The organism is Thiobacillus denitrificans, from assembly GCF_001530125.1.
GTDB classification, from domain to species: Bacteria; Pseudomonadota; Gammaproteobacteria; order Burkholderiales; family Thiobacillaceae; genus Thiobacillus; species Thiobacillus denitrificans_C.
This window is the reverse complement of sequence record NZ_LDUG01000033.1, coordinates 88,516-110,690: the sequence shown is the minus strand read 5'-3', so window position 1 is coordinate 110,690 and position 22,175 is coordinate 88,516. Positions and strand designations below refer to the sequence as shown.

Here is a 22,175-nt window from a genome sequence, read left to right as displayed (position 1 = left end):
GTTAAGTTCCCATGGCGCGTCCTGCTTCCCGTTCACCGACCCCCTTGCCGCCCCGTATGCAGCGTCTGCTGCGCGAAGCCCGTGCGCTGCTGGTGGGATTTGCCGCGCTGCTGCTGGCGGCGATTCTGCTCACCCATAATGTGGCCGACTCCGGTTTCAGCACCACCGGCGATGGCGCTGTGATCCATAACTTTGGCGGCAAAAGCGGCGCCTGGTTGTCCGATTTGCTGCTGATGATTTTTGGCGTGTCGGCCTGGTGGTGGGTGCTGCTGGCAGTGGCCTATGTCATCCATACCTTTCGCCATCTGGATGAAACTCCACTGGCGGACGGCCGCCAACGCTGGTTCCGGCTCGGCGGATTCGGCCTGCTGCTGCTTGCCAGCACTGGAGTCGAATGGCTGCGCGCCTGGCACTGGACGGTGGCGCTGCCTGACACGCACGGCGGCGTGCTGGGGGCTGGCATTGGGGGGGTGGCGGGTGCGCTGCTGGGGTTCACCGGCGGCTCGCTGGTCCTGCTGCTGCTGATGGCGGTCGGGTTCAGCCTGTTCACAGGCGTGTCGTGGCTGGGCATGGCCGAGCGCACCGGCGAGTGGGTGGAGCGGACCTGGTGGAAGTCGATCCAGGCTTGGCAGGCGTATCGTGACCGCCAACTGGGCGAGGTGGCGCAGCAGAAACGCGAGGCCATCGTGTCGGTGGAAAAGAAAAAGCGCGTCGATGCGCCGCCGATCCGCATCGAGCCGGTGGTGAAGGAGGTGCCGCAATCCGAGCGCGCCGTCACCGAAAAACAGTCGCCGCTGTTCTCCGATCTGCCCGACTCGCCCTTGCCGCCGCTGCATCTGCTCGACCCGGCCGAGGAGGCGGTGGAAACCGCGAGCGCCGAGGCGCTGGAATTCACGTCCCTGATGATCGAGCGCAAGCTCGCCGAATTCGGCGTCGAGGTGAAGGTCGTCTCGGCATCGCCCGGCCCGGTGATCACGCGCTACGAGATCGAGCCGGCGGTGGGGGTGAAGGGCAACCAGATCGTCAATCTGGCAAAGGATCTGGCGCGCACGCTGTCGGTGATCAGCATCCGCGTGGTCGAGGCGATCCCCGGCAAGCACACCATGGGGCTGGAAATTCCCAATCCCAAGCGGCAGATGGTGCGTTTGAGCGAGATTCTCGGCTCCAAGGCCTACCACGACAGCGCCAGCCCCTTGACCATCACGCTGGGCAAGGACATCGCCGGCAACCCGGTGGTGGCGGACCTCGGCAAGATGCCGCACCTGCTGGTCGCGGGCACCACCGGCTCGGGCAAGTCGGTCGGCGTCAACGCCATGATCCTGTCGCTGGTGTACAAGTCCGACCCGTCCGCCGTGCGCATGATCATGGTCGACCCCAAGATGCTGGAACTGTCGATTTACGAGGGCATCCCGCATCTGCTGGCGCCGGTGGTCACCGACATGAGGCAGGCCGCCAGCGCGCTCAACTGGTGCGTGGGCGAAATGGAGCGGCGCTACAAGCTGCTGTCGGCCGTCGGCGTGCGCAACCTCGCGGGCTACAACCAGAAGGTGCGCGACGCGAAGAAAGCAGGCACGCCGCTGACGCATCCGTTCAGCCTGACGCCGGACAATCCCGAGCCGCTGGAAACCATGCCGATGATCGTGGTGATGATCGACGAGCTCGCCGACCTGATGATGGTGGTCGGCAAGAAGGTCGAGGAGCTCATCGCGAGGCTGGCGCAGAAGGCGCGGGCGGCCGGCATTCACTTGATTCTGGCGACGCAGCGGCCGTCGGTCGACGTCATCACCGGCCTGATCAAGGCCAACATCCCGACGCGCATCGCCTTCCAGGTGTCCTCCAAGATCGACTCGCGCACCATTCTCGACCAGATGGGCGCCGAGGCCTTGCTGGGGCAGGGCGACATGCTCTACCTGCCGCCCGGCACCGGGCACCCGCAACGGGTGCACGGCGCCTTCGTATCCGACGCCGAAGTGCACCGCGTGGTCGATTATCTGAAATCGCTGGGCGAACCCGAATACATCGAAGGCGTGCTCGAGTCGCTGGAAGAAACGGGCGAGGGCGGCGGCGAATTCGGCGAGGCGGCGGAAGCCGATCCGCTGTACGACCAGGCCGTGGCCTACGTGCTGAAAACGCGCCGCGCGTCGATCTCGTCGGTGCAGCGCCAGCTGCGCATCGGCTACAACCGTGCCGCGCGCATGATCGAGGACATGGAGCGCGCCGGCCTGGTGTCGTCGATGCAATCCAACGGCAATCGTGATGTATTGGCGCCCGGAGGCGACGCATGAGTTTTTACGCACTGATCCCTGCCGCAGGAAGCGGCTCGCGCATGGGCGGGAAAGTGGCCAAGCAATATATGCCGCTTAACTCGATCCCGATGATTGCGCATGCGCTGATTGTGTTGGCACGCGAGCCTCGAATCTCCAAGCTTTTCGTCGTGCTCTCGCCCACCGACAAAAGGTGGGGGAACTACGAGTGGGCAGGTTGGGAAGATCGCTTGCAGGTGCTGCGCTGCGGCGGTGCCACCCGCGCCGAGACCGTGTTGAACGGGCTGCAGGCGATGGCGACAGAATGCGCGGCGGACGACTGGGTGCTGGTGCACGACGCGGCGCGGCCATGCTTGCCGGCAGAATCCTTGAGCCGATTGCTCGATGAGGTGGCCGATGATCCGGTCGGCGGCCTGCTCGCCGTGCCCGTGGCCGACACCCTGAAGCGCGCCGCCGGTACTGAATCAGGCGCACGCGCCGAAGCCACCGTGCCGCGCGCCGGCCTGTGGCAGGCGCAGACGCCGCAAATGTTCCGGCATGGAACCTTGAGCGAAGCCTTGCGTGCAGCAGGTGCTGACATGACCGACGAAGCCTCCGCCATCGAACAGCTCGGCTTGCAGCCAAAGTTGGTCGAATCCGACAGTCGTAACCTCAAAGTCACCTATCCGCAGGACCTGGTTCTGGCGGGCCTGATCCTGGAGCACTTGAATGAGTGAACTCCGCATCGGCCACGGCTTCGACGTGCACGCCTTTGCCGAGAACCGCAAGCTCATCCTCGGCGGCGTCGACATTCCCTTTGAGCTGGGACTGGCCGGGCATTCCGACGCCGATGTGCTGCTGCACGCGATCTGCGACGCGCTCTTGGGCGCGGCAGGGCTGGGCGACATAGGCCGCCATTTCCCGGATACCGACGCGGCGTTTGCCGGCATTGACAGCCGCATCCTGCTGCGCCGGGTGGCCGAACAATTGAAGTCCCGCGGCTGGCGCGTCGGCAACGTCGACGCCACGATCATCGCGCAGGCACCGAAAATGGCCCCGCATATTGCGAGGATGACGGCGCATATCGCGGACGACCTCGGCGTTGCGATTGAGCACGTCAACGTCAAGGCCACCACCACCGAAAAACTCGGTTTCACTGGACGCGGCGAGGGCATCGCGGCGGAAGCGGTGTGCCTGATCGCGCGTGATTGAACCCGGTCTGACAGAATCCGGGCCGGTCGACCCCGACACGCTACGGCTGTTCTTCGCCCTGTGGCCGGATGATGCCACCCGCGACGCACTCAACCGCGCCGGCAAGTGGCTGCATCAGCACTTGGGCGGCCGGCGGATGCGCGCGGAGACCCTGCACATCACCCTGGTCTTTCTCGGCAGCACGCCGGCCGAACAACTGGATGCCCTGACCGCCTGCGTCGACGCTGCTCAGGCTGATGCGTTCGAACTCGTCCTCGATCAGGCCGGCTACTGGCGGCACAACCGGATCGGCTGGCTGGGTGCGAGCCAGGCGCCGCCGCAGCACCTCGAACTGGTCGACGCGGTGAATGCCGCCTTGCAGGGCGCCGGGTTTGCCGTCGATGCGCGTCCGCACGTGCCGCATGTCACCCTGCTGCGCAATTCCGCCGGCGGTGAGGTGCCTGAGTGCATGCCGGTACACTGGCCGATCAGCGATTTCGTGCTGGTGGCTTCGCGCCGCGAAGTCGACGGAATGCATTACGACGTGATCCGGCGCTGGCCGCTGGCGTGAGGCAAGACAAAAAAACCCCGGCCGACTCGACACGCGCGTGGCGTTTCGGTTATGATCCGCCCCGCATTAGGCGCGTAGCTCAGCTGGTTAGAGCACCACCTTGACATGGTGGGGGTCGATGGTTCGAGTCCATTCGCGCCTACCAAATATTTGAAGGGTCGGGATGACCCGTTTTAGTGGGGTTCGCCCCGTGGAGCTTGTGAGATGTCAACGCGAACTAGTCGGCTTGTTACTGGATAAACCCGGCGCATCGCTGTTCGCAGAGTCTCTGCAATCTTCCTGTAATACCCAAAAGCGCGGTCGGTCCGCGCTTTTTTTTGTTTCTGGAGTTTGAATCATGGTCAACGTCACGCTTCCCGATGGTTCCGTCCGCCCGTTCGAGGGTCCGGTCACGGTCGCGCAGGTCGCATCCAGCATCGGCGCCGGCCTTGCCAAGGCGGCGCTCGCCGGGCGGGTCAACGGCGAACTGGTCGATACCAGCCATGTGATCGACGCCGATGCGCAGTTGTCTATCGTCACCGACCGCGACGCCGACGGCCTCGACATGATTCGCCATTCCACCGCACACCTGCTGGCGTATGCGGTGAAGTCGCTATTCCCCGATGCGCAGGTCACCATCGGCCCGGTGATCGAGGACGGCTTCTTTTATGATTTCTCGTACAAGCGCCCGTTCACGCCGGAAGACCTGGTGGCTATCGAGAAGAAAATGGCCGAGCTGGCGAAGCAGGACATCCCGGTCGAGCGCAGCGTGATGCCGCGCGACGAGGCTGTGACCTTCTTCAAGAATATGGGCGAAGCCTACAAGGCCGAGATCATCGCGTCGATCCCGAGCAATGAGGACATTTCGCTCTACCGTGAAGGCGATTTCATCGACCTGTGCCGCGGCCCGCACGTGCCGTCGACCGGCAAGCTCAAACACTTCAAGCTGATGAAGCTGGCCGGCGCCTACTGGCGCGGCGACTCGAAGAACGAGATGCTGCAGCGCGTGTACGGCACGGCATGGGCGAAGAAGGAAGACCTCGAAGCCTACCTGTATCGGCTGGAAGAGGCCGAGAAGCGCGACCATCGCAAGCTGGCGAAGCAGCTCGACCTGCTGCACATGCAGGACGAGGCGCCGGGCATGGTGTTCTGGCACCCCAAGGGCTGGATCGTGTGGCAGCAGATCGAGCAGTACATGCGGCAGAAGTTCGTCGAATACGGTTACCAGGAAGTACGCACCCCGGCGGTGATGGACCGCAGCCTGTGGGAGAAGTCCGGCCACTGGGAAAACTACCGCGACAACATGTTCACCACGTCGTCGGAAAACCGCGACTACGCGGTCAAGCCGATGAACTGCCCCGGCCACGTGCAGATTTTCAACAGCGGCCTGCATTCCTATCGCGACCTGCCGCTGCGCCTGGCCGAGTTCGGTTCGTGCCACCGCAACGAGCCCTCGGGCGCGCTGCACGGCATCATGCGGGTGCGCGGTTTTACCCAGGACGACGCCCACATTTTCTGCACCGAAGACCAGATTGAGCAGGAAGTCGCCGACTTCATCGTCATGCTGCAGAAGACCTACGCTGACTTCGGCTTCGAGGATGTGCTGGTCAAGCTGTCGACCCGGCCGGACAAGCGGGTCGGCTCGGACGCGTCCTGGGACAAGGCCGAAGCGGCGCTGGCGGCGGCGCTCGACAAGAGCAAGCTGGCCTACGACTTGCAGCCGGGTGAGGGCGCGTTCTACGGCCCCAAGATCGAGTTCACGCTGAAAGACACGCTTCACCGGCTGTGGCAGTGCGGCACCATCCAGCTCGATTTCAACCTGCCGGTGCGCCTCGACGCCGAATTCGTCGACGAGGACAACAGCCGCAAAACCCCGGTGATGCTGCACCGCGCGATTCTTGGGTCGATGGAGCGCTTCATCGGCATCCTGATCGAGCACCATGCCGGCAACTTCCCGTTGTGGCTGGCGCCGGTGCAGGTGATGGTGATGAATATCAGCGAGCGCCAGACCGAATATGCGCAAAAAGTCACCCGCGCGCTGCGCGAGGCAGGCATCCGTGCGATGTCGGACTTGAGTAATAACAAGATTACTTATAAAATCCGCGAACATAGCTTGCAAAAGCTGCCTTATCAGGTGGTGGTCGGCGACAAGGAAATGGAAACCGGGATGGTTTCCGTCCGTGCCCGCGGCAACCAGGATCTGGGGCAGCTCAGTTTGGATGACTTGATGGCGCGCCTGAAAGCGGAAACGCTGGCGCGCCAGTAATAGCGGTCAAACAAGGCGTAGGGACTTCGTCCCGCGCCTTCTTTATTTTTGGTTTGGCCTTTTTGCCTCGACGCGCAGCGTCAGGTTTTCATTTGGAGAACAACTCATCGCGACAGAAAAGAAACAGACACGCATCAATGGGGAAATTACCACCTCTGAGATACGTTTGGTCGGTGTGGAAGGCGAGCCGCTTGGCATCGTAAAAATTTACGATGCGCTGCGTCAGGCAGAAGAGGCTGAACTGGATCTGGTGGAAATTGCGCCGACGGCCCAGCCGCCCGTGTGCAAGATCATGGACTACGGCAAGTTCAAGTACCAGGAAAGCAAGAAGCAGCACGAAGCCAAGCTGAAGCAGAAGCAGGTCCAGATCAAGGAAATCAAGTTCCGTCCGGGTACCGACGAAGGCGATTACCAGATCAAGCTGCGCAACCTGATCAAGTTTCTGGAAGAAGGCGATAAGACCAAGATTACACTGCGTTTTCGGGGCCGTGAAATGGCTCACCAGGACATCGGCATGAACCAGTTGAGGCGGGTCGCGGCCGACCTGGCCGAACTGGCGGTGGTCGAGCAGTTTCCCAAGATGGAAGGTCGTCAACTGGTGATGATGCTGGCGCCGAAAAAGAAGATTTAAGCCAGGAAGATTTAGATTCAATGAGACCGGCGTTTCTCAACCCGAGAGGGTAAAAACGCCACAATACGTGCAGTCGGGTTGGTGAAGCATTCCACGTCGTGGGATCACCTGGCCGCATGAGATAAAAGGAAGCATCATGCCTAAGATGAAGACCAAGAGCGGCGCCGCCAAGCGGTTCCGTGCACTGGGCGGCGGCGGATTCAAGCGCTCGCACGCGTTCATGCGTCACATTCTCACCAAGAAGAGCACCAAGCGTAAGCGCCAGTTGCGCGGCATGGAAACTGTCAATGCCAGCGACCACAAGTCGGTTTCACGCATGTTGCCCTACGCATAAAGGAGAAAGACCATGCCACGCGTCAAACGGGGTGTAACCGCCCGCGCCAGTCACAAAAAGATCATCGACGCCGCCAAGGGTTATCGCGGTCGTCGCAAGAACGTATTCCGCGTTGCCAACGAAGCGGTGATGAAAGCCGGTCAGTATCAGTACCGCGACCGTCGTCAGCGCAAGCGCCAGTTCCGCAGGCTGTGGATTGCCCGTATCAACGCCGCCGCGCGTCAGTACGGCCTGACCTACAGCGTGTTCATGAACGGCCTGTCGCGCGCCGAGATCGGGATCGACCGCAAGGTGCTGTCCGATATCGCGATTTTCGACAAGGATGCCTTTGCCAAGATCGTCGATCAGGTCAAGGCCAAGCTGGCGGCGTAAGCCGTCAAACCGTCACAAAAAAAGGCCGCAAGGCCTTTTTTTGTTGGTATTGTTCAAACGAGTTTATCCGCGAAGGGCGCGAAGACGCGCGAAGAGAGGACCGGCTGGCGTATCGACCGCAGCTTCAGTCGTTTCGCCTTTCTTTGTGAACTTCGCGTTCTTCGCGGATCAATTCAAGATATAAAAAAACCGCCATGCGCAATCCAAACGAAATCGTTGCAGACGCTCTCGCCGCGATTCAGGCCAGTCCCGATTTGCCGACGCTGGAACAGGTCAAGGCGGGCTACCTGGGTAAAAGCGGTCAACTCACCGAACTGCTGAAAAGCCTGGGTGCGATGCCCGCCGACGCGCGCAAGACCGCCGGCGCTCGCATCAACGAAGCCAAGCAGGCGGTCGAGGCGGCGCTGAAAAGCCGCCGCGACACGCTGCAGCAGGCCGAACTGGATCGCCAGCTGGCGGCCGAAACGCTGGACGTGACGCTGCCGGGACGGGGTTTGGGGCACGGTGGCCTGCATCCGGTTTCGCGCACGCTGGCGCGCATTCAGGCATTGTTCCGCTCGATCGGCTTCGAGGTGGCGACGGGGCCCGAAATCGAGACCGACTTCTACAACTTCACCGCGCTCAACATCCCGGAAGACCATCCGGCACGGGCGATGCACGACACCTTCTACCTGCGCCAGGATGATTTGGGTGGGGGCGAGCTGCTGCGCACCCACACCTCGCCGGTGCAGGTGCGTCACATGCAGACCCACCAGCCGCCGCTGCGCATCATCGCGCCGGGGCGGGTGTATCGCTGCGATTCCGACGTCACGCACACGCCAATGTTCCACCAGATCGAAGGCCTGTGGGTCGACGAGACGGTGTCGTTTGCCGACCTCAAGGGCGTGCTCGCCGACTTCATGCGCAACTTCTTCGAGCGCGACGATCTGCCGGTGCGCTTCCGCCCGTCGTTCTTTCCCTTCACCGAACCGTCGGCCGAAATGGACATCGGCTGCGTGATGTGCGGCGGCGAAGGCTGCCGGGTGTGCTCGCACACCGGCTGGCTGGAAGTGCTGGGCTGCGGCATGGTGCATCCCAACGTGTTCAAGCACGTTGACATCGATACCGAGCGCTTTGTCGGCTTTGCCTTCGGTTTGGGCGTCGAGCGCCTGGCGATGCTGCGTTACGGCGTCGATGACCTGCGGCTGTTCTTCGAAAATGACCTTCGCTTTCTCAAGCAATTCACACACTAGAGCGCTTTAACATGCAATTTCCAGAATCCTGGCTGCGCAGCCTCGTCAATCCCGCGCTCGATACCGCCCAGCTGGCCCATGCCCTGACCATGGCTGGACTGGAGGTAGAGGCCTTGTCCCCTGCCGCGCCGCCTTTCAACAACGTGGTGGTGGCCGAAATCCTGTCAGCGGAGAACCATCCCGACGCCGATCGTCTGCGCGTGTGCCAGGTCGATGTCGGCGAATCTTCGCCGGTCACCATCGTGTGCGGTGCGCCCAACGCAGCGGCCGGACTCAAGGTACCGTGCGCCCGCCCCGGCGCCAAATTGCCCGGGTTCGAGATCAAGGTCGTCAAGGTGCGCGGCGTCGAATCCTTCGGCATGCTGTGCTCGACCAGGGAACTGGGCCTGGAAGGGGCGGCCGACGGCCTGATGGTGCTGGATGCCGATGCGCCGGTCGGCGAGGACTTCCGCAACTGGCTCAATCTGGACGACACCCTCATCACGCTGAAGCTCACGCCCAACCGCGCGGACTGCCTGTCGATGCAGGGCCTGGCGCGCGAGGTCGGCGCGATCACCGGCGCCGAGGTGCGGCTGCCGCAGATTGGCGGGGTCGCTGAACGCATCGAGGACATGGTGCCGATGCAGCTATCGGCGCCCGAGGCCTGTCCGCGCTATCTGGCGCGGGTGGTGCGCGGCATCGATGCGCAGGCCAGCACCCCGCGCTGGATGGCGGAACGGCTGGAGCGCAGCGGCATCCGTCCGCTGCTGGCGCCGGTCGACATCACCAACTACGTGCTACTCGAACTCGGCCAACCGATGCATGCCTTCGCCCTGTCGCGCCTCAACGGCGGCATCGAGGTGCGGCTGGCCCGTGCGGGCGAGACACTCGAACTGCTGGACGGCCAGGTCGCCGAACTTGCCCCCGACATGCTGGTGATCGCCGATGCCGGCGGGCCGGTGGCGCTGGCCGGGATCATGGGCGGGAAGCCGACCAGCGTGGAGCGCGTCACCGTCGACGTCATGCTGGAGGCCGCATTTTTCGCACCGGCGGCGATTGCCGGCCGCGCGCGCCGCCTGGGGCTGTCGACCGATTCGTCGCACCGCTTCGAGCGCGGCGTCGATTTCGGCGCCACCCGCCAGGCGATGGAACGCGCGACGCAGCTGCTCCTCGACATCTGCGGCGGCCAGGCCGGACCGATCACCGAGGCAGTCGCCGAATTGCCCAGGCGCGAGCCGATCACTCTGCGGCTGGCGCGCCTGACGCGCGTGGCGGGCATCGAGCTCGACGCCGACCAGGTGGCGCGCGACCTCGCCGCGCTGGGCATGAATGTCGAACGCCAGGACGACCGCCTCGTCGTCACGCCGCCGAGTTTCCGTTTCGACCTCGCAATCGAGGAAGACCTGATCGAAGAGGCGGTGCGCCTGTTCGGCTACGACAACATTCCCGCCCAGCCGCCGGCGGCGCCTTCGCGCATGCTGCCGCAGGACGAGACGGTGCTGGCCGACGACACCCTGCGCCAGATGCTGGTCGACCTGGATTATCAGGAAGTCATCACCTACAGCTTTGTCGATCCCGCGTGGGAAACGGCGCTGGATGCCGGCGCGCGTCCGCTGCTGCTCGCCAACCCCCTCGCCAGCCAGTTATCGGCAATGCGCACGACCCTGTGGGGCGGCCTGATCGAAACCCTGCGTCACAACCTCAATCGCCAGCAGGAGCGGGTGCGGATTTTCGAATTGGGGCGGGTGTATGCATCGCTTGCCGAGCAGCCGATGAAACTGGGCGGCCTGGTCTACGGCGACGCGCTTCCCGAGCAATGGGGCGCGCCATCGCGCCGCGTCGATTTCTTCGACCTCAAGGGTGACCTGGAACGGCTGTTCGGGCATGCGCTCGATGCCCGCAGCGGTGCACATCCCGCCCTGCACCCCGGACAGTGTGCCGAACTGTGGGCCGAAGGCCAGTCCATCGGCTGGGTCGGCACCCTGCATCCGCGTCTGGTGCAGGCGTTCGACCTGCCGGCCGCGCCGGTGCTGTTCGAACTCGGCAGTCAGGTGCTCGTCCAGCGCAGCTTATCGCGGCATGCAGCGTTGTCCCGCTTCCCGCAGGTGCGGCGCGATCTGGCGTTCGTGCTGGACGTCCGGATGCCCGCAGGCGAGTTGCTGGCCGCGTTGCGCGAGGCCTCGGCCGGCTGTGTACGGTCGATCGATGTATTCGACGACTACCGCGGAAAAGGCATGCCTGAAAACAAAAAAAGCCTTGCCATACGGGTAGTTATGCAAGATACTGAACGCACATTAACGGATCAGGAAGTGGACGAAGCCGTGCAAAAACTGGTTAGCGCCGCGCGTCATCAGTGCGATGCCAGTTTGCGTGCATAACGCAAAACTAATTTTGTTGGCGCGTGCGTGACCCTATTTTTCACCAGCCACCCCCTGACAACACACAAGCATGACCACCCTCACCAAAGCTGATCTAGCCGAACTGCTGTTCGAAAAAGTGGGCCTGAACAAACGCGAGGCCAAGGATGTCGTCGAGTCGTTTTTCGACGAAATCCGTTTGTCCCTCGAAAAGGGCGACATCGTCAAACTGTCCGGTTTCGGCAATTTTCAGTGCCGCGAGAAACCGCAGCGGCCGGGCCGCAATCCAAAAACCGGCGAAGAAATGCCGATTTCCGCGCGTCGCGTGGTGACCTTCCACGCCAGCCAGAAACTCAAGTCCCAGGTCGAAGGCGCCCAAATTGGAACGCCCAGCGAAGAGTGAACTCCCGCCGATTCCGGCGAAACGCTATTTCACCATCGGTGAAGTGTCCGAACTGTGCGCCGTCAAGGCGCATGTGTTGCGTTACTGGGAGCAGGAATTCGCCCAGCTGCGTCCGGTCAAGCGGCGCGGCAACCGGCGCTACTACCAGCACCACGAGGTGCTGCTGATCCGCCGCATCCGTGAACTGCTGTACGAAGAGGGATTCACCATCAGCGGCGCGCGGCAACGCCTGGAGCACGATAGCGAAACCCCACCCGAGACTGCGCCCGCTTCAAGCGCGCTTGATGTCGGCAAACTGCGCGCCGAAATCACGGCCATCCTGAAAATATTGGCCTGACGGGCTTCCGCCAGACGCGGCTCATCTGTTAGAATTGCGGGCTTGATCGGGGCGTAGCGCAGCCTGGTAGCGCACTTGACTGGGGGTCAAGTGGTCGGAGGTTCAAATCCTCTCGTCCCGACCAGTTTCCCGTTGTGCGTGCAACATTTAGCACGCCACAACCTCAGCCGGACACACATCTCGTCCGGCCACACACAAGCCATCGTCGATGTCCCCAGGGATAAATCCTTGATGGGATCCCGGCACATTTCCCATTGCGCTCAATCGTGCCGCCCCATCAGCTTGTCACGCTTGCGCGACACACTATATTGATTGTTGTTCATTCAATTCTGGAGAGAGTCATGGAACACACTTTGCCCGCACTGCCTTTTGCCATGGACGCACTTGTGCCGCACATGTCCCAGGAAACCTTTGAGTACCACTACGGCAAGCACCATCAGGCCTACGTGACCAACCTCATCAACCTGATCAAGGGCACCGACTTCGAGAGCAAGTCGCTCGAGGACATCGTCAAGACTGCCCCTGCTGGCGGCATCTACAACAACGCCGCCCAGGTGTGGAACCACACCTTCTTCTGGAATTGCCTGTCGCCCAACGGCGGCGGTGCACCGACTGGCGCGCTGGCCGACGCTATCAATGCCAAGTGGGGCAGCCTCGACGAATTCAAGAAAGCCTTTCAGACCAGCGCCGTCGGCAACTTCGGTTCCGGATGGACCTGGCTGGTGAAAAAGGCCGACGGCTCGGTCGACATCGTCAACATGGGCGCCGCCGGCACCCCGCTGACCACCGGCGACACGGCCCTGCTGTGCATCGACGTGTGGGAGCATGCCTATTACATCGACTACCGCAACCTGCGCCCCAAGTTCGTCGAGACCTTCCTCGACAAGCTGGTGAACTGGAAATTCGCGGAAGCGAATTTCGCTTAAGCCGGCTTCGCGGAAGCGACTCGCTAAAATCAGCTTACAGAAGCGACTTGCCTGATCCAGCTTGCTGGCAGGGTGAATCAAATAAAACCGGGGCATCGCGTCCCGGTTTTATTTTGTGTCCGCGCCGGGTTCAACCAGCCGCAGAATCTCCCGATAGCCGCAGCGCGTCATCGCCCGTGCTTCGTGCAGCAGGGCCGTTTCTTCCTCACTGCAGGCTTTCCCTGTATCCAGCAATTGCAACATCATCGTCCAGCGTTCACGCTGGTTCGCCACCGTCATTGGCGCGGCAAGGCCACTGCGCCGCAGTTCGGCCGCGCGGCTGACCAGGTGGAATTTGGCCGCTTCCAGTTGCGGCGGCAGCGGCAGCGACAGGTCGAAGCGGATGTCCAGCCGAAAGGCCTCATCGACAAGTGCGGCGGGCTGCGGCGGGCGCCAGGCGAGTTCGTCGGAGCCGGGCGGCGCGGTGCGCGCGGGATCGAGCGGGAACTTGTAGAAGCCCCATTTCGCGCCCATCCAGCATTCGAGCAGCACGCGGTCATCGTCCCCCACGCACAGGTCGCCGCTGGGCGCAGCGAGCGGTGCCTCGCCCGGCAGCGGGCCATAGGCGCGCGGGTCGCGCTTCCAGCGCTGGAAATCACGATTGGGCGGCATGCCATAGTCGGCTTCGAGCGCGCGCCACAGCGCGATGAAGCGGCGGTAGTCGGTCTGGTAGTCGGGGTTGCGGCGGAGGAATTCCCACGCCCACTGGTCGCGCGTCAGTGCGGCGCAACGGGCATGGGCATCCTGCTGATCGCGCATGTCAGATCGGCAGGAAGACCATGCTGGCGACGTTGACCACGCCGAAGCGGATCGCGCGGTTGCTTTTGTCTTCGATGATCCGGGCCAGCGTGTCCTGGATGCCGATGAGCTTGCCGAATTCGCGCTCGAAGCTGAGGTTGGCTACGCCGCCGGCATCCATGCTGTTGGAGAGCAGGATGAACTCGCCGCGCAGATTTCTGGCATTGGAGAGCTTCCACGCCACGGCCTCGGTATTGCGTGCGGCGTTGTAGAGCTTCTGCGCATCCACTTCGGTCAGCAGATAAAACTCGGTCTGGTGGTTGTATGCCGCCATGTGCATGACCAGCAGGCCGTCCATCAGGGCCTTCACCCGGTCGCCGGTGAAATCGGCACGCCACGGTTCGAGCAGGACGGTTTCCCAGGGGAGGTTTTTCTGTTGCGCCAGCTGCCAGTGCTGCAGCGGCTTGAACAGGGCCGCGGTTGCCGCGTCGGCGCTGGCAAAGCCGGATTTGCGCCACTCGTTGGGATTGCGGCGATAGAACTTAAGCGTCAGCGTCCTGAGGATGCCAATGATTTCCTGCTGGTGGATTTCCACCACCGTGTCGATATCGCCCTTGACCAGCTCCTTCATACTGAAACTGCGCACGCTGCTGCTGCCGTCACGGCGCTGGATGGGTTGCCCGCTGCACCCGGCGAGCAGGGTAACGATCATGAGGCCGGCGAGCAGGGTGGGACTACGGTTCACGAAGAGCAGCTTACCTCAATCTGCCTGGCCCAGTCGGGTGGCTCGGCGGCGTAGGCCTCGTATTCCGGCTGTTCGTCGAACGGCCGCGTCAGCAGCGCGTGCAGGCGATTGACCTCACTGTAATCGCGATCGTCTGTCGCTCGGCGGATGGCGATTTCGGCCAAATGGTTGCGCAGGATGTATTTGGGATTGACCATGCGCATCGCCTGACCACGTTCGGCGTCGATTGAAGCCTGCTGGCGCAGCGTGGCGGCGTAACGCGCCGCCCAGGCATCGAGGCCTGCGCGGTCGAGGAACAGGTCGCGCAGCGGCGTGTTGGGGGCACTTTCCCCGCTGTCGAAGTCGCACAGGCGGCGCAGGAAGATGCTGTAGTCGACATGGTTCTGCGCCAGCAGCTGCAGCGCGTCCATGACCAACGTGGCGGCTTCGCTGCCCGGCGGCAGGCCGAACTTGGCGGCCATGCGCTCGAGGTAGGCGCGGCCGAACACCTGCGGATATTCGCTGATCGCCTGCGATGCGGTTTCCACCGACATCAGCGGCACCAGCGTCTGTGCCAGCTTGGTGAGGTTCCACGCGGCGACGTCCGGCTGCTGGTCGAAGGCGTAGCGCCCGCTCGTGTCGGAATGGTTGCAGATATAGCCAGGATCGAAGGCGTCGAGAAAGCCGAACGGGCCGTAGTCGAGCGTGAGGCCGAGGATGGACATGTTGTCGGTGTTCATCACCCCGTGCGAAAAGCCCACCGCCTGCCACTGCGCCATCAGTTCGGCCGTGCGCAGCGCAACCTGGCGCAGGAATTCGGGGTAGGGGTCGGAAAGCGTGGCCAGTTCCGGGTAGTAGCGCGCGATGACGTAGTCGGCCAGCTGTTTGATCGACTCGATCTGGTTGCGGTAGTAGAAGACTTCGAACGAACCGAAGCGCACGAAACTCGGCGCCAGCCGGGTGACCAGCGCGGCGGTCTCCTGATCCTCGCGGTACACCGGGCGGTCGCTGCCGACGATGGCGAGCGCGCGGGTGGTGGGAATGCCGAGCGCATGCATCGCCTCCGAGCATAAAAACTCGCGGATGCTCGAGCGCAGCACCGCGCGGCCGTCGCCGCCGCGCGAGTAGGGGGTGCGGCCGGCGCCCTTCAGCTGCACTTCCCAGCCTTCGCCTGCTGCGTTTTTGACTTCGCCCAAGAGGATCGCGCGGCCGTCGCCCAGTTGGGGCACGAAATGGCCAAACTGGTGGCCGGCGTACAGTGCGGCGATCGCGTCCATCCCCGGCAGCAGCTGGTTGCCCGCCAGCGCCTCGATCAGCTCGGGACGCGTCATTTCGCTTGCATCGAGGTCGAGCAAGGCCAGCGCTTCCGGGCTGTAGCAGACCAGGTAGGGATCGGGGACGGGCGTCGGGCAGACACGCGAATAATAGGCTTCCGGCAGGCGGGCGAAGCCGTTGTCGAAGATGAGCGATTCAAGTTTGGGCATGTGGAAATTTTACGGCCTTGCAAGGTTTGCGCGACCCGTCCGACTTCAGGGTTATCACTCAATGCTTGAGGAAAAACATGAACTGCATTTCATCCTGCATGGCGCGCGCAATCGTTCTCTGCTCGAACTCGGCTTCTAGCGGGAACCCCTGTATAGATGGATCGCGAACCCGTCGTGTTCCCATTCCGCAGCGAGCTGCCAGCCGGCGTTTGTCGCAATTGCGCTGAATTCGTCGCGCCGGAATTTGTAGGAGTCTTCGGTGTGCAGCGTTTCGCCGAGGGCGAAATTGAAGCGCCGGCCCGCGACGGTCACATGCTGTCCGGCGAGGCTGACCAGGTGCATTTCGATGCGGCCGGCGGTTGGGTTGTAGAACGCGTAGTGACGAAAGTGGGCGAGGTCGAAGTCGGCGTCCAGTTCGCGGTTCAGCCGCTCAAGCAGGTTGAGGTTGAAGGCGGCGGTGATGCCGGCAGCGTCGTTGTAGGCGGCGTGCAACCGCTGCGGGTCTTTCTTGAGGTCGAAGCCGATGAGCAGTTGGCCTTCCGCGCCGGCCAGCTGGCGAAAGCGGGTTAGCAAGGCAGTTGCTGCATCCGGCGCGAAGTTGCCGATGCTTGAACCGGGATAGTAGATGAGCCGCCGTCCGGCCGGCAGCCAGGGTGTCGCGGCTTCCAGATCGTGGATGAAGTCCATCCCCAGCGCGGTGACGGCAAGCCCCGGGTAATCGCGTGAGAGTGGTTCGGCCGCAGCAGCGAGCGGGGCGCCGGCAATGTCCAGCACGACCAGGTGGGGGGGGCGCAGGGCCTCCAGCAACAGGCGCACCTTGGCGCACTCACCGGCGCCCGGTTCGACGATGCAGTCCACCGGGCCAATGGTGGCGGCGATGTCGCCGAGCCGGTCACGCAGCAGCGCCTCTTCGGTTCGGGTGAGCGTGTATTCGGGCTGCGCGCAGATCGATTCGAACAGCCGGCAGCCCGCTTCGTCGTAGAAGTATTTGGGCGGAATGGACTTGGGGCGGGCGGCCAGACCGGCCAGCACGTCGCGGCGCAAATCGTCGCACGCAGCGGGGAAATCCTTGAAGGTAAAGGACACTCAGGCCCCGATCGAAACCTGGCTGCCGGCGTCCAGTCGTCCGATTTCCGTCGCCTGCGCGAAGCCGTGCCGGCTAAAGATTTCCAGCACCGCTTCTCTAGATTCAGGCGCGCAGCTCACCAGCAAGCCGCCGCTGGTTTGCGGATCAGTCAAGAGGGCGCACTGCCAGTCGGCGATGCCGTCGGCCAGATTGACTTCGCTGCCATAGCTCGCCCAGTTGCGCTCGCTGGCGCCGGTGATATGGCCGCCCCGAGCCAACTCGCCTACGCCTGGAAACAGGGGCAGACGGGCCAATTCGACGCGCGCCGACAGTTGCGATGCGCGGGTGATTTCGAGCAGATGGCCGAGCAGGCCGAAGCCGGTGATGTCGGTCATCGCATGCACCCCCTCCATTTCGGCCAGATCGGCACCCGCGGTGTTGAGCTGGGTGGTGGCGGCAATCATCACCGCATATTGATCCGCGCTCAGCAGGCCCTTTTTCAGCGCCGCGCTGTAGATGCCGACGCCCAGCGGCTTGCCGAGAATCAGCAGGTCGCCGGCCTGGCCACCGCCGTTCTGCTTGACCTTGCGCGGATTCACCACGCCGATGCCGACCAAGCCGTAGATCGGCTCCGGCGCGTCGATGGAATGGCCGCCGGCAATGGGAATCCCGGCGGCTTTGCATACCGACTCGCCACCGGCGAGGATTTGCCGGATGACGCTGTTGGGCAGCTTGCCGATCGGCATGCCGACGATGGCCAGGGCGAACAACGGCCGTCCGCCCATGGCATAGACGTCGGATAGCGCATTGGTAGCGGCGATGCGGCCGAACTCGTAGGGATCGTCGACGATGGGCATGAAGAAGTCGGTGGTCGCCACAATCGCCTGTTCGTCGTTCAGCCGGTAGACTGCGGCATCGTCGCCGTGCTCGATGCCCACCAAAAGATCAGGGTACGCCGCCGCGAGGTGCGACGCGAAGGGCGTGTCGGACAGGATCTCGCGCAGCACCGAGGGTGCGATCTTGCAGCCGCAGCCGCCGCCGTGGGAAAACTGGGTCAATCGGATGGGGGGAGCGAGGAGGGTATCGTTCATGGTCCGAATTCGTCTGTCGAGAGTGGGCACCCGGAATGCTGGGCTACAGTGCTTTATATTACACATGAATCGAACTCGACCCGTCAGCGGCCATACCGCAGACCAACTTATCGACCGGCTTGAGCGGGCGCGCGGCCGCTTGCGCGCACTGATCGACTGCCTGCCGGCCGGCGGCTGGCTGGGGCCGCGCGCAGAGCGTCTGAACCCGCCGCTGTGGGAATACGGACACATCGTCTGGTTCCAGGAACGCTGGTGCCTGCGCGAAAGGCCCGACGGCGCGCGCGCGCCCAGCCTGTTGCGTGGTGCCGACGCCTTGTACGATTCCTCCAGCGTACCGCACGACGTTCGTTGGGACCTGCCTTTGCTGGAGCCGGCGGCAGTCGACGCCTACGCGAGCCAGGTGGCCGATGCCGTGACCGCCCGCCTGCGCAGCGGACTCGACGCCGAAATCGCGTATTTCGCCGAGTTGTGTCTCTATCACGAGCTGATGCACATCGAGGCCTGGTGGATGGCCTTCCAGGATCTGGGCTATGCGCCGCCCGCCCGCCCCGACGTTGCCGGCGTGCTGTCTGCGCAGCGGCTGGCGATTGGTGGGGGTGAAGTGGTGCTGGGGAGCGGACCGGACGACGGGTTCATTTTCGACAATGAAAAATGGCGCCATACGGTTCCGGTCGCGGCGTTCGACATCGACGCAAATCCACTGTCCGAGACGGCCTTCGCCGAATTCGTCGAGGCGGGGGGTTACCAGTGCCGGGCGGGATGGTCGGCTGACGGCTGGGCCTGGCGCCTGGCCAGCGACGCGCATCATCCCGTGTACTGGAAGCAGGCAAACAGCGGCTGGCAGGTGCGCCGTTTCAACCGCTGGCTGCCGCTGAGTGCAGAGGCGCCCATGCTGCATGTGAACCGCTTTGAGGCCGAAGCTTTCGCTGCGTGGAGGGGCCGGCGCCTGCCGACGGCTGCGCAGTGGCTGCGTGCGGTGGCGCAGCCGGATTTTCATTGGGGCATGGCGTGGGAATGGCTGCGCGATCCGTTCACACCGTATCCGGGCTTTGCGCCCGATCCGTATCACGATTATTCAGAGCCCTGGTTCCACACCCACGGGGAATTGCGCGGCGGCGGGCCGGTCACCGACCCGTCCCTCAAGCGTCCCGGCTTCCGCAATTTCTACCTGCCGCATCGGCGCGATCCGTTTGCGGGATTCCGCACTGCAAGTTCGGCTTAAGCGGTTCAGCCGCCGGTCATCGACATGAAGCGCAGGATCTTGTGCGGCGATTCGTTGAATTCGTGGCGTTCCGGCTTGAGGTTGATCGCTTCGAGAATGGCCGCTTCCAGTTCGGCGTCGCTACAGCCGCCGCGCAGCAGCGGGCGGAATTCGAATTTTTCCTCCTGCCCCAGGCACATGTAGGCGGTGCCGTCGACGGCGACGCGGATACGGTTGCAGGTCTGGCAGAAATGCTGCGAGATGGGTGTGATGAAGCCGACGTTGAAGCGGCCGTCGGCGGTACCCAGATAGCGGGCAGGCCCGGCACCATGCAGAGTGGTTTCGACCAGATCGAACTGCGCTCGCAGGCGTTCCTTCACCTGCTGCAGGTCGAGGTATTCGGCGTTGCGGCCGGTGTCACCCATCGGCATCGCCTCGATCAGCCGCAGCACGAAGCCGCGCGCCATGCAGAAGGCCACCATTTCGTCGATTTCGTCGTCGTTGGTGCCGGCAAGCGCCACCATGTTGAGCTTGATCGGCGTGAAGCCCGCGTCCTGCGCGGTGGCGAGCCCCGCCATCACCTTGGCCAGTACATCGCGGCCATTGATTTTTTCCACCCGCGCCTGCTGCAGCGAATCGAGACTGACGTTGAGCCGCGTCACGCCGGCGGCTTTCAGTGCCTGTGCGTGGCGGTCGAGCTGGGTGGCATTGGTCGACATTGACAGGTCATGAATGCCGGGCAGGGCGGCAATGCGCCCAGCCAGTCCGGCGATGTCGCGTCGCAGCAGCGGTTCGCCGCCGGTCAGGCGGATGCGGCTCACGCCGAGCCGCGCAAACGCGCCGATCAGGCGTTCGATCTCGTCGAAGTTGAGCCAGTGCTCGGGTTCCTCGAAGCCCGTGAAACCTTCCGGCATGCAATAGCTGCAGCGCAGGTCGCAGCGGTCGGTCACCGACAGCCGTACGTAGTCGATGCGGCGGCCAAACTGATCGGTGAGAACGGTAGCGTTCATGATGAGAGCGGAAGTGGTTGGCAGGAATGGGTTATATATGAAAAAATATAACCCTATTCAGTCGGACTGGCAACGCAAGCATGAAAGTATTCGGCATCACAGGTTACAGCGGCAGCGGCAAGACCACGCTGATCGAGCGCGTGCTGCCGCAACTGGCGGCGCGCGGGCTGAAGGTGGCGGTGATCAAGCACACCCACCACGACTTCGACATCGACCGCCCCGGCAAGGACAGTTGGCGTGCGCGCGAGGCGGGCGCGGCGGCGGTGCTGCTGGCGTCGGACCACCGCACGGCGGTGCTGACCGAGCATCGCGACACGCCGCCCTTGCTGGATGATCTGCTTGCGCAACTGCCGCCGTGCGATCTGGTGCTGGTCGAAGGCTACAAGCGTGAGCCCATCCCAAAGCTGGAAGTGCATCGCGCCGAGACCGCCAAGCCCTGGCTGTTTCCGGACGACCCGGATATTCTGGCGGTGGCGTCCGACGTCGGTCCGCCTACCGATTTTCCCCGCATCGACCTCGATGCTATTTCCCAACTTACCGATTTCATTATTGACCATGCTCTCAGCCGACCAACTGCTTGATGCCCTGCTCGAACGTGCGCACGGGGTAACCGAAACCGAGACCGTGTCCGTGACGGATGCGCTCGGGCGCGTGCTTGCCGCGCCGCAGACCTCTGCCATCACCGTGCCGCCGCTCGACAACAGCGCAATGGACGGCTACGCCGTGCGCGCCGCCGACGTGGTGGTGGCCGGCGTGCGCTTGCCGGTGTCGCAGCGCATCCTCGCCGGCACCGTCGGGTCGCCGCTGCAGCCTGGCACCGCCGCGCGCATTTTCACCGGCGCACCGGTGCCGCCGGGCGCCAACGCCGTGCTGATGCAGGAATATTGCGCGACGGAGGGTGAATCCGTCGTCATCAACAAACTGCCGCAGCCAGGCGAAAATATCCGCCACGCGGGCGAAGATATCGAGTTGGGTGCGCAAGTTCTCGCTGCCGGTACCCGCCTCGGCGCGGCAGAAATGGGCCTTGCTGCCTCGGTCGGACTGGCTGAATTGCCGGTTTTCAGAAAGCTCAAGGTCGCGTGTTTCTTCACCGGCGATGAACTGGTGACGCCAGGCGCGCCCTTGCTGCCCGGCCAGATATACAACTCCAACCGCTACACGCTGACCGGGCTGCTGAACGGCCTGGGCTGCGAACTGATCGACCTCGGCATCGTGCCCGACACGCTGGAGGCGACCGAAGCCGCGCTGGCGCGCGCCGCCAGCCTGGCCGACGTCGTCATCACCAGCGGCGGCGTGTCGGTGGGCGAGGCCGACTACGTGAAAGTGGCGGTCGAAAAACTCGGCCGCGTCGAGATGTGGAAAGTCGCGATGAAGCCCGGCAAGCCGCTTGTCTATGGACGCGTGAATGGCGCCGACTTCATCGGTCTGCCCGGCAACCCGGTGTCGGCCTTCGTCACCTTCTGCCTGTTCGTTCGGCCCTTCCTGCTAAAGCGCATGGGCGCGTCCGACGTGCTGTACCGCGCGTTTGTCGTCCAGGCGGATTTCGCCTGGACGAAACCGGGCGTGCGGCGCGAGTTCCTGCGCGCGCAACTTCAGGCCAACGGCAAGCTGGCGCTGTTCCCCAACCAGGGCTCGGGCGTGCTGACCTCGTGCGCCTGGGCCGACGGCCTGATTGACCTTGAAGTGGGCCAGACCGTGCAGGCGGGCGACTGGGTGCGCTTCATTCCTTTCTCGGAACTCCTTGCATGAACCTCCGTGTGCTGTATTTCGCCCGCCTGCGCGAGCACTTCGGGTTGGCCGAAGAAAATGTGGACTTCGCTGGCGCCACCGCGGCCGATCTGGTCGCGCAGCTGCAGGCGCGCGGCGGCGTGTGGGCTGAAGAACTGGCCGCAGGCCGGGCGTTTCGTGTCGCGGTGAATCAGGACATCGTTACGCTCGACGCGATACTGCCGGATCACGCCGAAGTCGCGATTTTTCCGCCGGTGACCGGAGGCTGATCTG

The 22,175-nt window shown here is 63.5% G+C and carries 23 protein-coding genes and 2 tRNA genes; 19 read left to right on the top strand and 6 right to left on the bottom strand.

Annotated features, from left to right (window positions below; all coding sequences use genetic code 11):
• Window positions 1-11: 11 nt before the first annotated feature.
• The 15 genes from ABW22_RS11895 (at window position 12) to ABW22_RS11825 (ending at window position 12,821) form a co-directional block, all read left to right on the top strand.
• On the top strand, window positions 12-2,285 hold the full coding sequence (locus tag ABW22_RS11895) for a DNA translocase FtsK (protein WP_059756817.1): 2,274 nt from the start codon (window positions 12-14) through the stop codon (window positions 2,283-2,285).
• Complete coding sequence (ispD, locus tag ABW22_RS11890) at window positions 2,282-2,980, top strand: 2-C-methyl-D-erythritol 4-phosphate cytidylyltransferase (RefSeq protein WP_059756813.1); 699 nt, start codon at window positions 2,282-2,284, stop codon at window positions 2,978-2,980. The genes ABW22_RS11895 and ispD overlap by 4 nt, the downstream gene beginning before the upstream one ends.
• Window positions 2,973-3,455, top strand: coding sequence for a 2-C-methyl-D-erythritol 2,4-cyclodiphosphate synthase (ispF, locus tag ABW22_RS11885; RefSeq protein WP_059756810.1), 483 nt, complete (start codon window positions 2,973-2,975; stop codon window positions 3,453-3,455). Before ispD ends, ispF begins: the two co-directional genes overlap by 8 nt.
• Window positions 3,448-4,005 carry an RNA 2',3'-cyclic phosphodiesterase gene (gene thpR / locus ABW22_RS11880; protein ID WP_088178783.1) on the top strand — a complete coding sequence of 186 codons (558 nt, stop codon included), beginning with the start codon at window positions 3,448-3,450 and terminating at the stop codon, window positions 4,003-4,005. The genes ispF and thpR overlap by 8 nt, the downstream gene beginning before the upstream one ends.
• 68 nt (window positions 4,006-4,073) lie before the next feature.
• Window positions 4,074-4,150: transfer RNA gene (locus tag ABW22_RS11875), tRNA-Val, on the top strand.
• Between the two features lie 192 nt (window positions 4,151-4,342).
• A complete protein-coding gene (gene thrS, locus ABW22_RS11870) occupies window positions 4,343-6,250 on the top strand; it encodes a threonine--tRNA ligase (protein ID WP_059756807.1) in 1,908 nt (635 codons plus the stop codon).
• Between the two features lie 106 nt (window positions 6,251-6,356).
• On the top strand, window positions 6,357-6,881 hold the full coding sequence (gene infC / locus ABW22_RS11865; protein ID WP_082708777.1) for a translation initiation factor IF-3: 525 nt from the start codon (window positions 6,357-6,359) through the stop codon (window positions 6,879-6,881).
• Window positions 6,882-7,017: 136 nt separating this feature from the next.
• Window positions 7,018-7,215, top strand: a complete 198-nt coding sequence (gene rpmI, locus ABW22_RS11860; RefSeq protein WP_059756802.1) for a 50S ribosomal protein L35 — start codon at window positions 7,018-7,020, stop codon at window positions 7,213-7,215.
• Between the two features lie 12 nt (window positions 7,216-7,227).
• The gene (rplT, locus tag ABW22_RS11855; protein WP_059756800.1) at window positions 7,228-7,587 is read left to right on the top strand and encodes a 50S ribosomal protein L20; all 360 of its coding nucleotides are present in this window, start codon (window positions 7,228-7,230) and stop codon (window positions 7,585-7,587) included.
• A 194-nt stretch (window positions 7,588-7,781) separates the two neighbouring features.
• Complete coding sequence (pheS, locus tag ABW22_RS11850) at window positions 7,782-8,819, top strand: phenylalanine--tRNA ligase subunit alpha (protein WP_059756797.1); 1,038 nt, start codon at window positions 7,782-7,784, stop codon at window positions 8,817-8,819.
• Window positions 8,820-8,830: 11 nt separating this feature from the next.
• Window positions 8,831-11,176 (top strand): phenylalanine--tRNA ligase subunit beta, encoded by a 2,346-nt coding sequence (gene pheT / locus ABW22_RS11845; protein WP_059756794.1) that lies wholly within the window; start codon window positions 8,831-8,833, stop codon window positions 11,174-11,176.
• A gap of 70 nt (window positions 11,177-11,246) precedes the next feature.
• Entirely contained in the window at window positions 11,247-11,558 is a 312-nt protein-coding gene (locus ABW22_RS11840; RefSeq protein WP_059756792.1) for an integration host factor subunit alpha, read from the top strand.
• Window positions 11,536-11,895, top strand: a complete 360-nt coding sequence (locus ABW22_RS11835) for a MerR family transcriptional regulator (protein WP_059756790.1) — start codon at window positions 11,536-11,538, stop codon at window positions 11,893-11,895. The genes ABW22_RS11840 and ABW22_RS11835 overlap by 23 nt, the downstream gene beginning before the upstream one ends.
• Before the next feature lie 47 nt (window positions 11,896-11,942).
• A tRNA-Pro gene (locus tag ABW22_RS11830) sits at window positions 11,943-12,019 on the top strand.
• Window positions 12,020-12,236: 217 nt separating this feature from the next.
• The gene (locus ABW22_RS11825; RefSeq protein ID WP_059756786.1) at window positions 12,237-12,821 is read left to right on the top strand and encodes a superoxide dismutase; all 585 of its coding nucleotides are present in this window, start codon (window positions 12,237-12,239) and stop codon (window positions 12,819-12,821) included.
• Between the two features lie 108 nt (window positions 12,822-12,929).
• Here the strand turns inward: ABW22_RS11825 and ABW22_RS11820 are convergent, their stop codons facing one another.
• The 5 genes from ABW22_RS11820 to selD form a co-directional block, all read right to left on the bottom strand.
• Window positions 12,930-13,619, bottom strand: a complete 690-nt coding sequence (locus tag ABW22_RS11820; protein WP_059756783.1) for a transcriptional regulator domain-containing protein — start codon at window positions 13,617-13,619, stop codon at window positions 12,930-12,932.
• Window position 13,620: 1 nt separating this feature from the next.
• Window positions 13,621-14,343, bottom strand: a complete 723-nt coding sequence (locus tag ABW22_RS11815; protein WP_082708776.1) for a hypothetical protein — start codon at window positions 14,341-14,343, stop codon at window positions 13,621-13,623.
• Window positions 14,340-15,806 (bottom strand): protein adenylyltransferase SelO, encoded by a 1,467-nt coding sequence (locus ABW22_RS11810; RefSeq protein ID WP_059756778.1) that lies wholly within the window; start codon window positions 15,804-15,806, stop codon window positions 14,340-14,342. Before ABW22_RS11810 ends, ABW22_RS11815 begins: the two co-directional genes overlap by 4 nt.
• Before the next feature lie 135 nt (window positions 15,807-15,941).
• Window positions 15,942-16,892: an L-histidine N(alpha)-methyltransferase gene (gene egtD / locus ABW22_RS11805; protein ID WP_059756775.1), complete on the bottom strand. Its 951-nt coding sequence runs from the start codon at window positions 16,890-16,892 to the stop codon at window positions 15,942-15,944.
• A complete protein-coding gene (gene selD / locus ABW22_RS11800; RefSeq protein ID WP_059756773.1) occupies window positions 16,893-17,963 on the bottom strand; it encodes a selenide, water dikinase SelD in 1,071 nt (356 codons plus the stop codon). It abuts the gene before it with no gap.
• 64 nt (window positions 17,964-18,027) lie between these two features.
• Between selD and senA the strand changes: the two genes are divergently transcribed.
• Window positions 18,028-19,185 carry a selenoneine synthase SenA gene (gene senA / locus ABW22_RS11795; RefSeq protein ID WP_059756770.1) on the top strand — a complete coding sequence of 386 codons (1,158 nt, stop codon included), beginning with the start codon at window positions 18,028-18,030 and terminating at the stop codon, window positions 19,183-19,185.
• A 5-nt stretch (window positions 19,186-19,190) separates the two neighbouring features.
• On the opposite strand, the gene moaA is transcribed toward senA, so the two are convergent.
• Window positions 19,191-20,174 (bottom strand): GTP 3',8-cyclase MoaA, encoded by a 984-nt coding sequence (gene moaA, locus ABW22_RS11790; protein ID WP_059756768.1) that lies wholly within the window; start codon window positions 20,172-20,174, stop codon window positions 19,191-19,193.
• 47 nt (window positions 20,175-20,221) lie between these two features.
• Between moaA and mobB the strand changes: the two genes are divergently transcribed.
• Genes mobB through moaD form a run of 3 tightly spaced genes read left to right on the top strand, consistent with a single transcriptional unit; the run spans window position 20,222 to window position 22,171 of the window.
• On the top strand, window positions 20,222-20,755 hold the full coding sequence (gene mobB / locus ABW22_RS11785) for a molybdopterin-guanine dinucleotide biosynthesis protein B (RefSeq protein WP_269083912.1): 534 nt from the start codon (window positions 20,222-20,224) through the stop codon (window positions 20,753-20,755).
• Entirely contained in the window at window positions 20,730-21,923 is a 1,194-nt protein-coding gene (gene glp / locus ABW22_RS11780) for a gephyrin-like molybdotransferase Glp (protein ID WP_059756761.1), read from the top strand. Before mobB ends, glp begins: the two co-directional genes overlap by 26 nt.
• Window positions 21,920-22,171, top strand: coding sequence for a molybdopterin converting factor subunit 1 (gene moaD, locus ABW22_RS11775; protein WP_059756758.1), 252 nt, complete (start codon window positions 21,920-21,922; stop codon window positions 22,169-22,171). Before glp ends, moaD begins: the two co-directional genes overlap by 4 nt.
• Window positions 22,172-22,175 lie beyond the last annotated feature (4 nt).

Coding starts and splice junctions, on each gene's coding strand:
- selD (WP_059756773.1), bottom strand. CDS start 17,963: ATGAACGATACCCTCCTCGCTCCCCCCATCCGATTGACCCAGTTTTCC.
- ispD (WP_059756813.1), top strand. CDS start 2,282: ATGAGTTTTTACGCACTGATCCCTGCCGCAGGAAGCGGCTCGCGCATG.
- moaA (WP_059756768.1), bottom strand. CDS start 20,174: ATGAACGCTACCGTTCTCACCGATCAGTTTGGCCGCCGCATCGACTAC.
- pheT (WP_059756794.1), top strand. CDS start 8,831: ATGCAATTTCCAGAATCCTGGCTGCGCAGCCTCGTCAATCCCGCGCTC.
- thrS (WP_059756807.1), top strand. CDS start 4,343: ATGGTCAACGTCACGCTTCCCGATGGTTCCGTCCGCCCGTTCGAGGGT.
- pheS (WP_059756797.1), top strand. CDS start 7,782: ATGCGCAATCCAAACGAAATCGTTGCAGACGCTCTCGCCGCGATTCAG.
- glp (WP_059756761.1), top strand. CDS start 20,730: ATGCTCTCAGCCGACCAACTGCTTGATGCCCTGCTCGAACGTGCGCAC.
- ABW22_RS11820 (WP_059756783.1), bottom strand. CDS start 13,619: ATGCGCGATCAGCAGGATGCCCATGCCCGTTGCGCCGCACTGACGCGC.
- ABW22_RS11895 (WP_059756817.1), top strand. CDS start 12: ATGGCGCGTCCTGCTTCCCGTTCACCGACCCCCTTGCCGCCCCGTATG.
- rplT (WP_059756800.1), top strand. CDS start 7,228: ATGCCACGCGTCAAACGGGGTGTAACCGCCCGCGCCAGTCACAAAAAG.
- moaD (WP_059756758.1), top strand. CDS start 21,920: ATGAACCTCCGTGTGCTGTATTTCGCCCGCCTGCGCGAGCACTTCGGG.
- ABW22_RS11825 (WP_059756786.1), top strand. CDS start 12,237: ATGGAACACACTTTGCCCGCACTGCCTTTTGCCATGGACGCACTTGTG.
- ABW22_RS11810 (WP_059756778.1), bottom strand. CDS start 15,806: ATGCCCAAACTTGAATCGCTCATCTTCGACAACGGCTTCGCCCGCCTG.
- ABW22_RS11840 (WP_059756792.1), top strand. CDS start 11,247: ATGACCACCCTCACCAAAGCTGATCTAGCCGAACTGCTGTTCGAAAAA.
- ispF (WP_059756810.1), top strand. CDS start 2,973: ATGAGTGAACTCCGCATCGGCCACGGCTTCGACGTGCACGCCTTTGCC.
- rpmI (WP_059756802.1), top strand. CDS start 7,018: ATGCCTAAGATGAAGACCAAGAGCGGCGCCGCCAAGCGGTTCCGTGCA.
- senA (WP_059756770.1), top strand. CDS start 18,028: ATGAATCGAACTCGACCCGTCAGCGGCCATACCGCAGACCAACTTATC.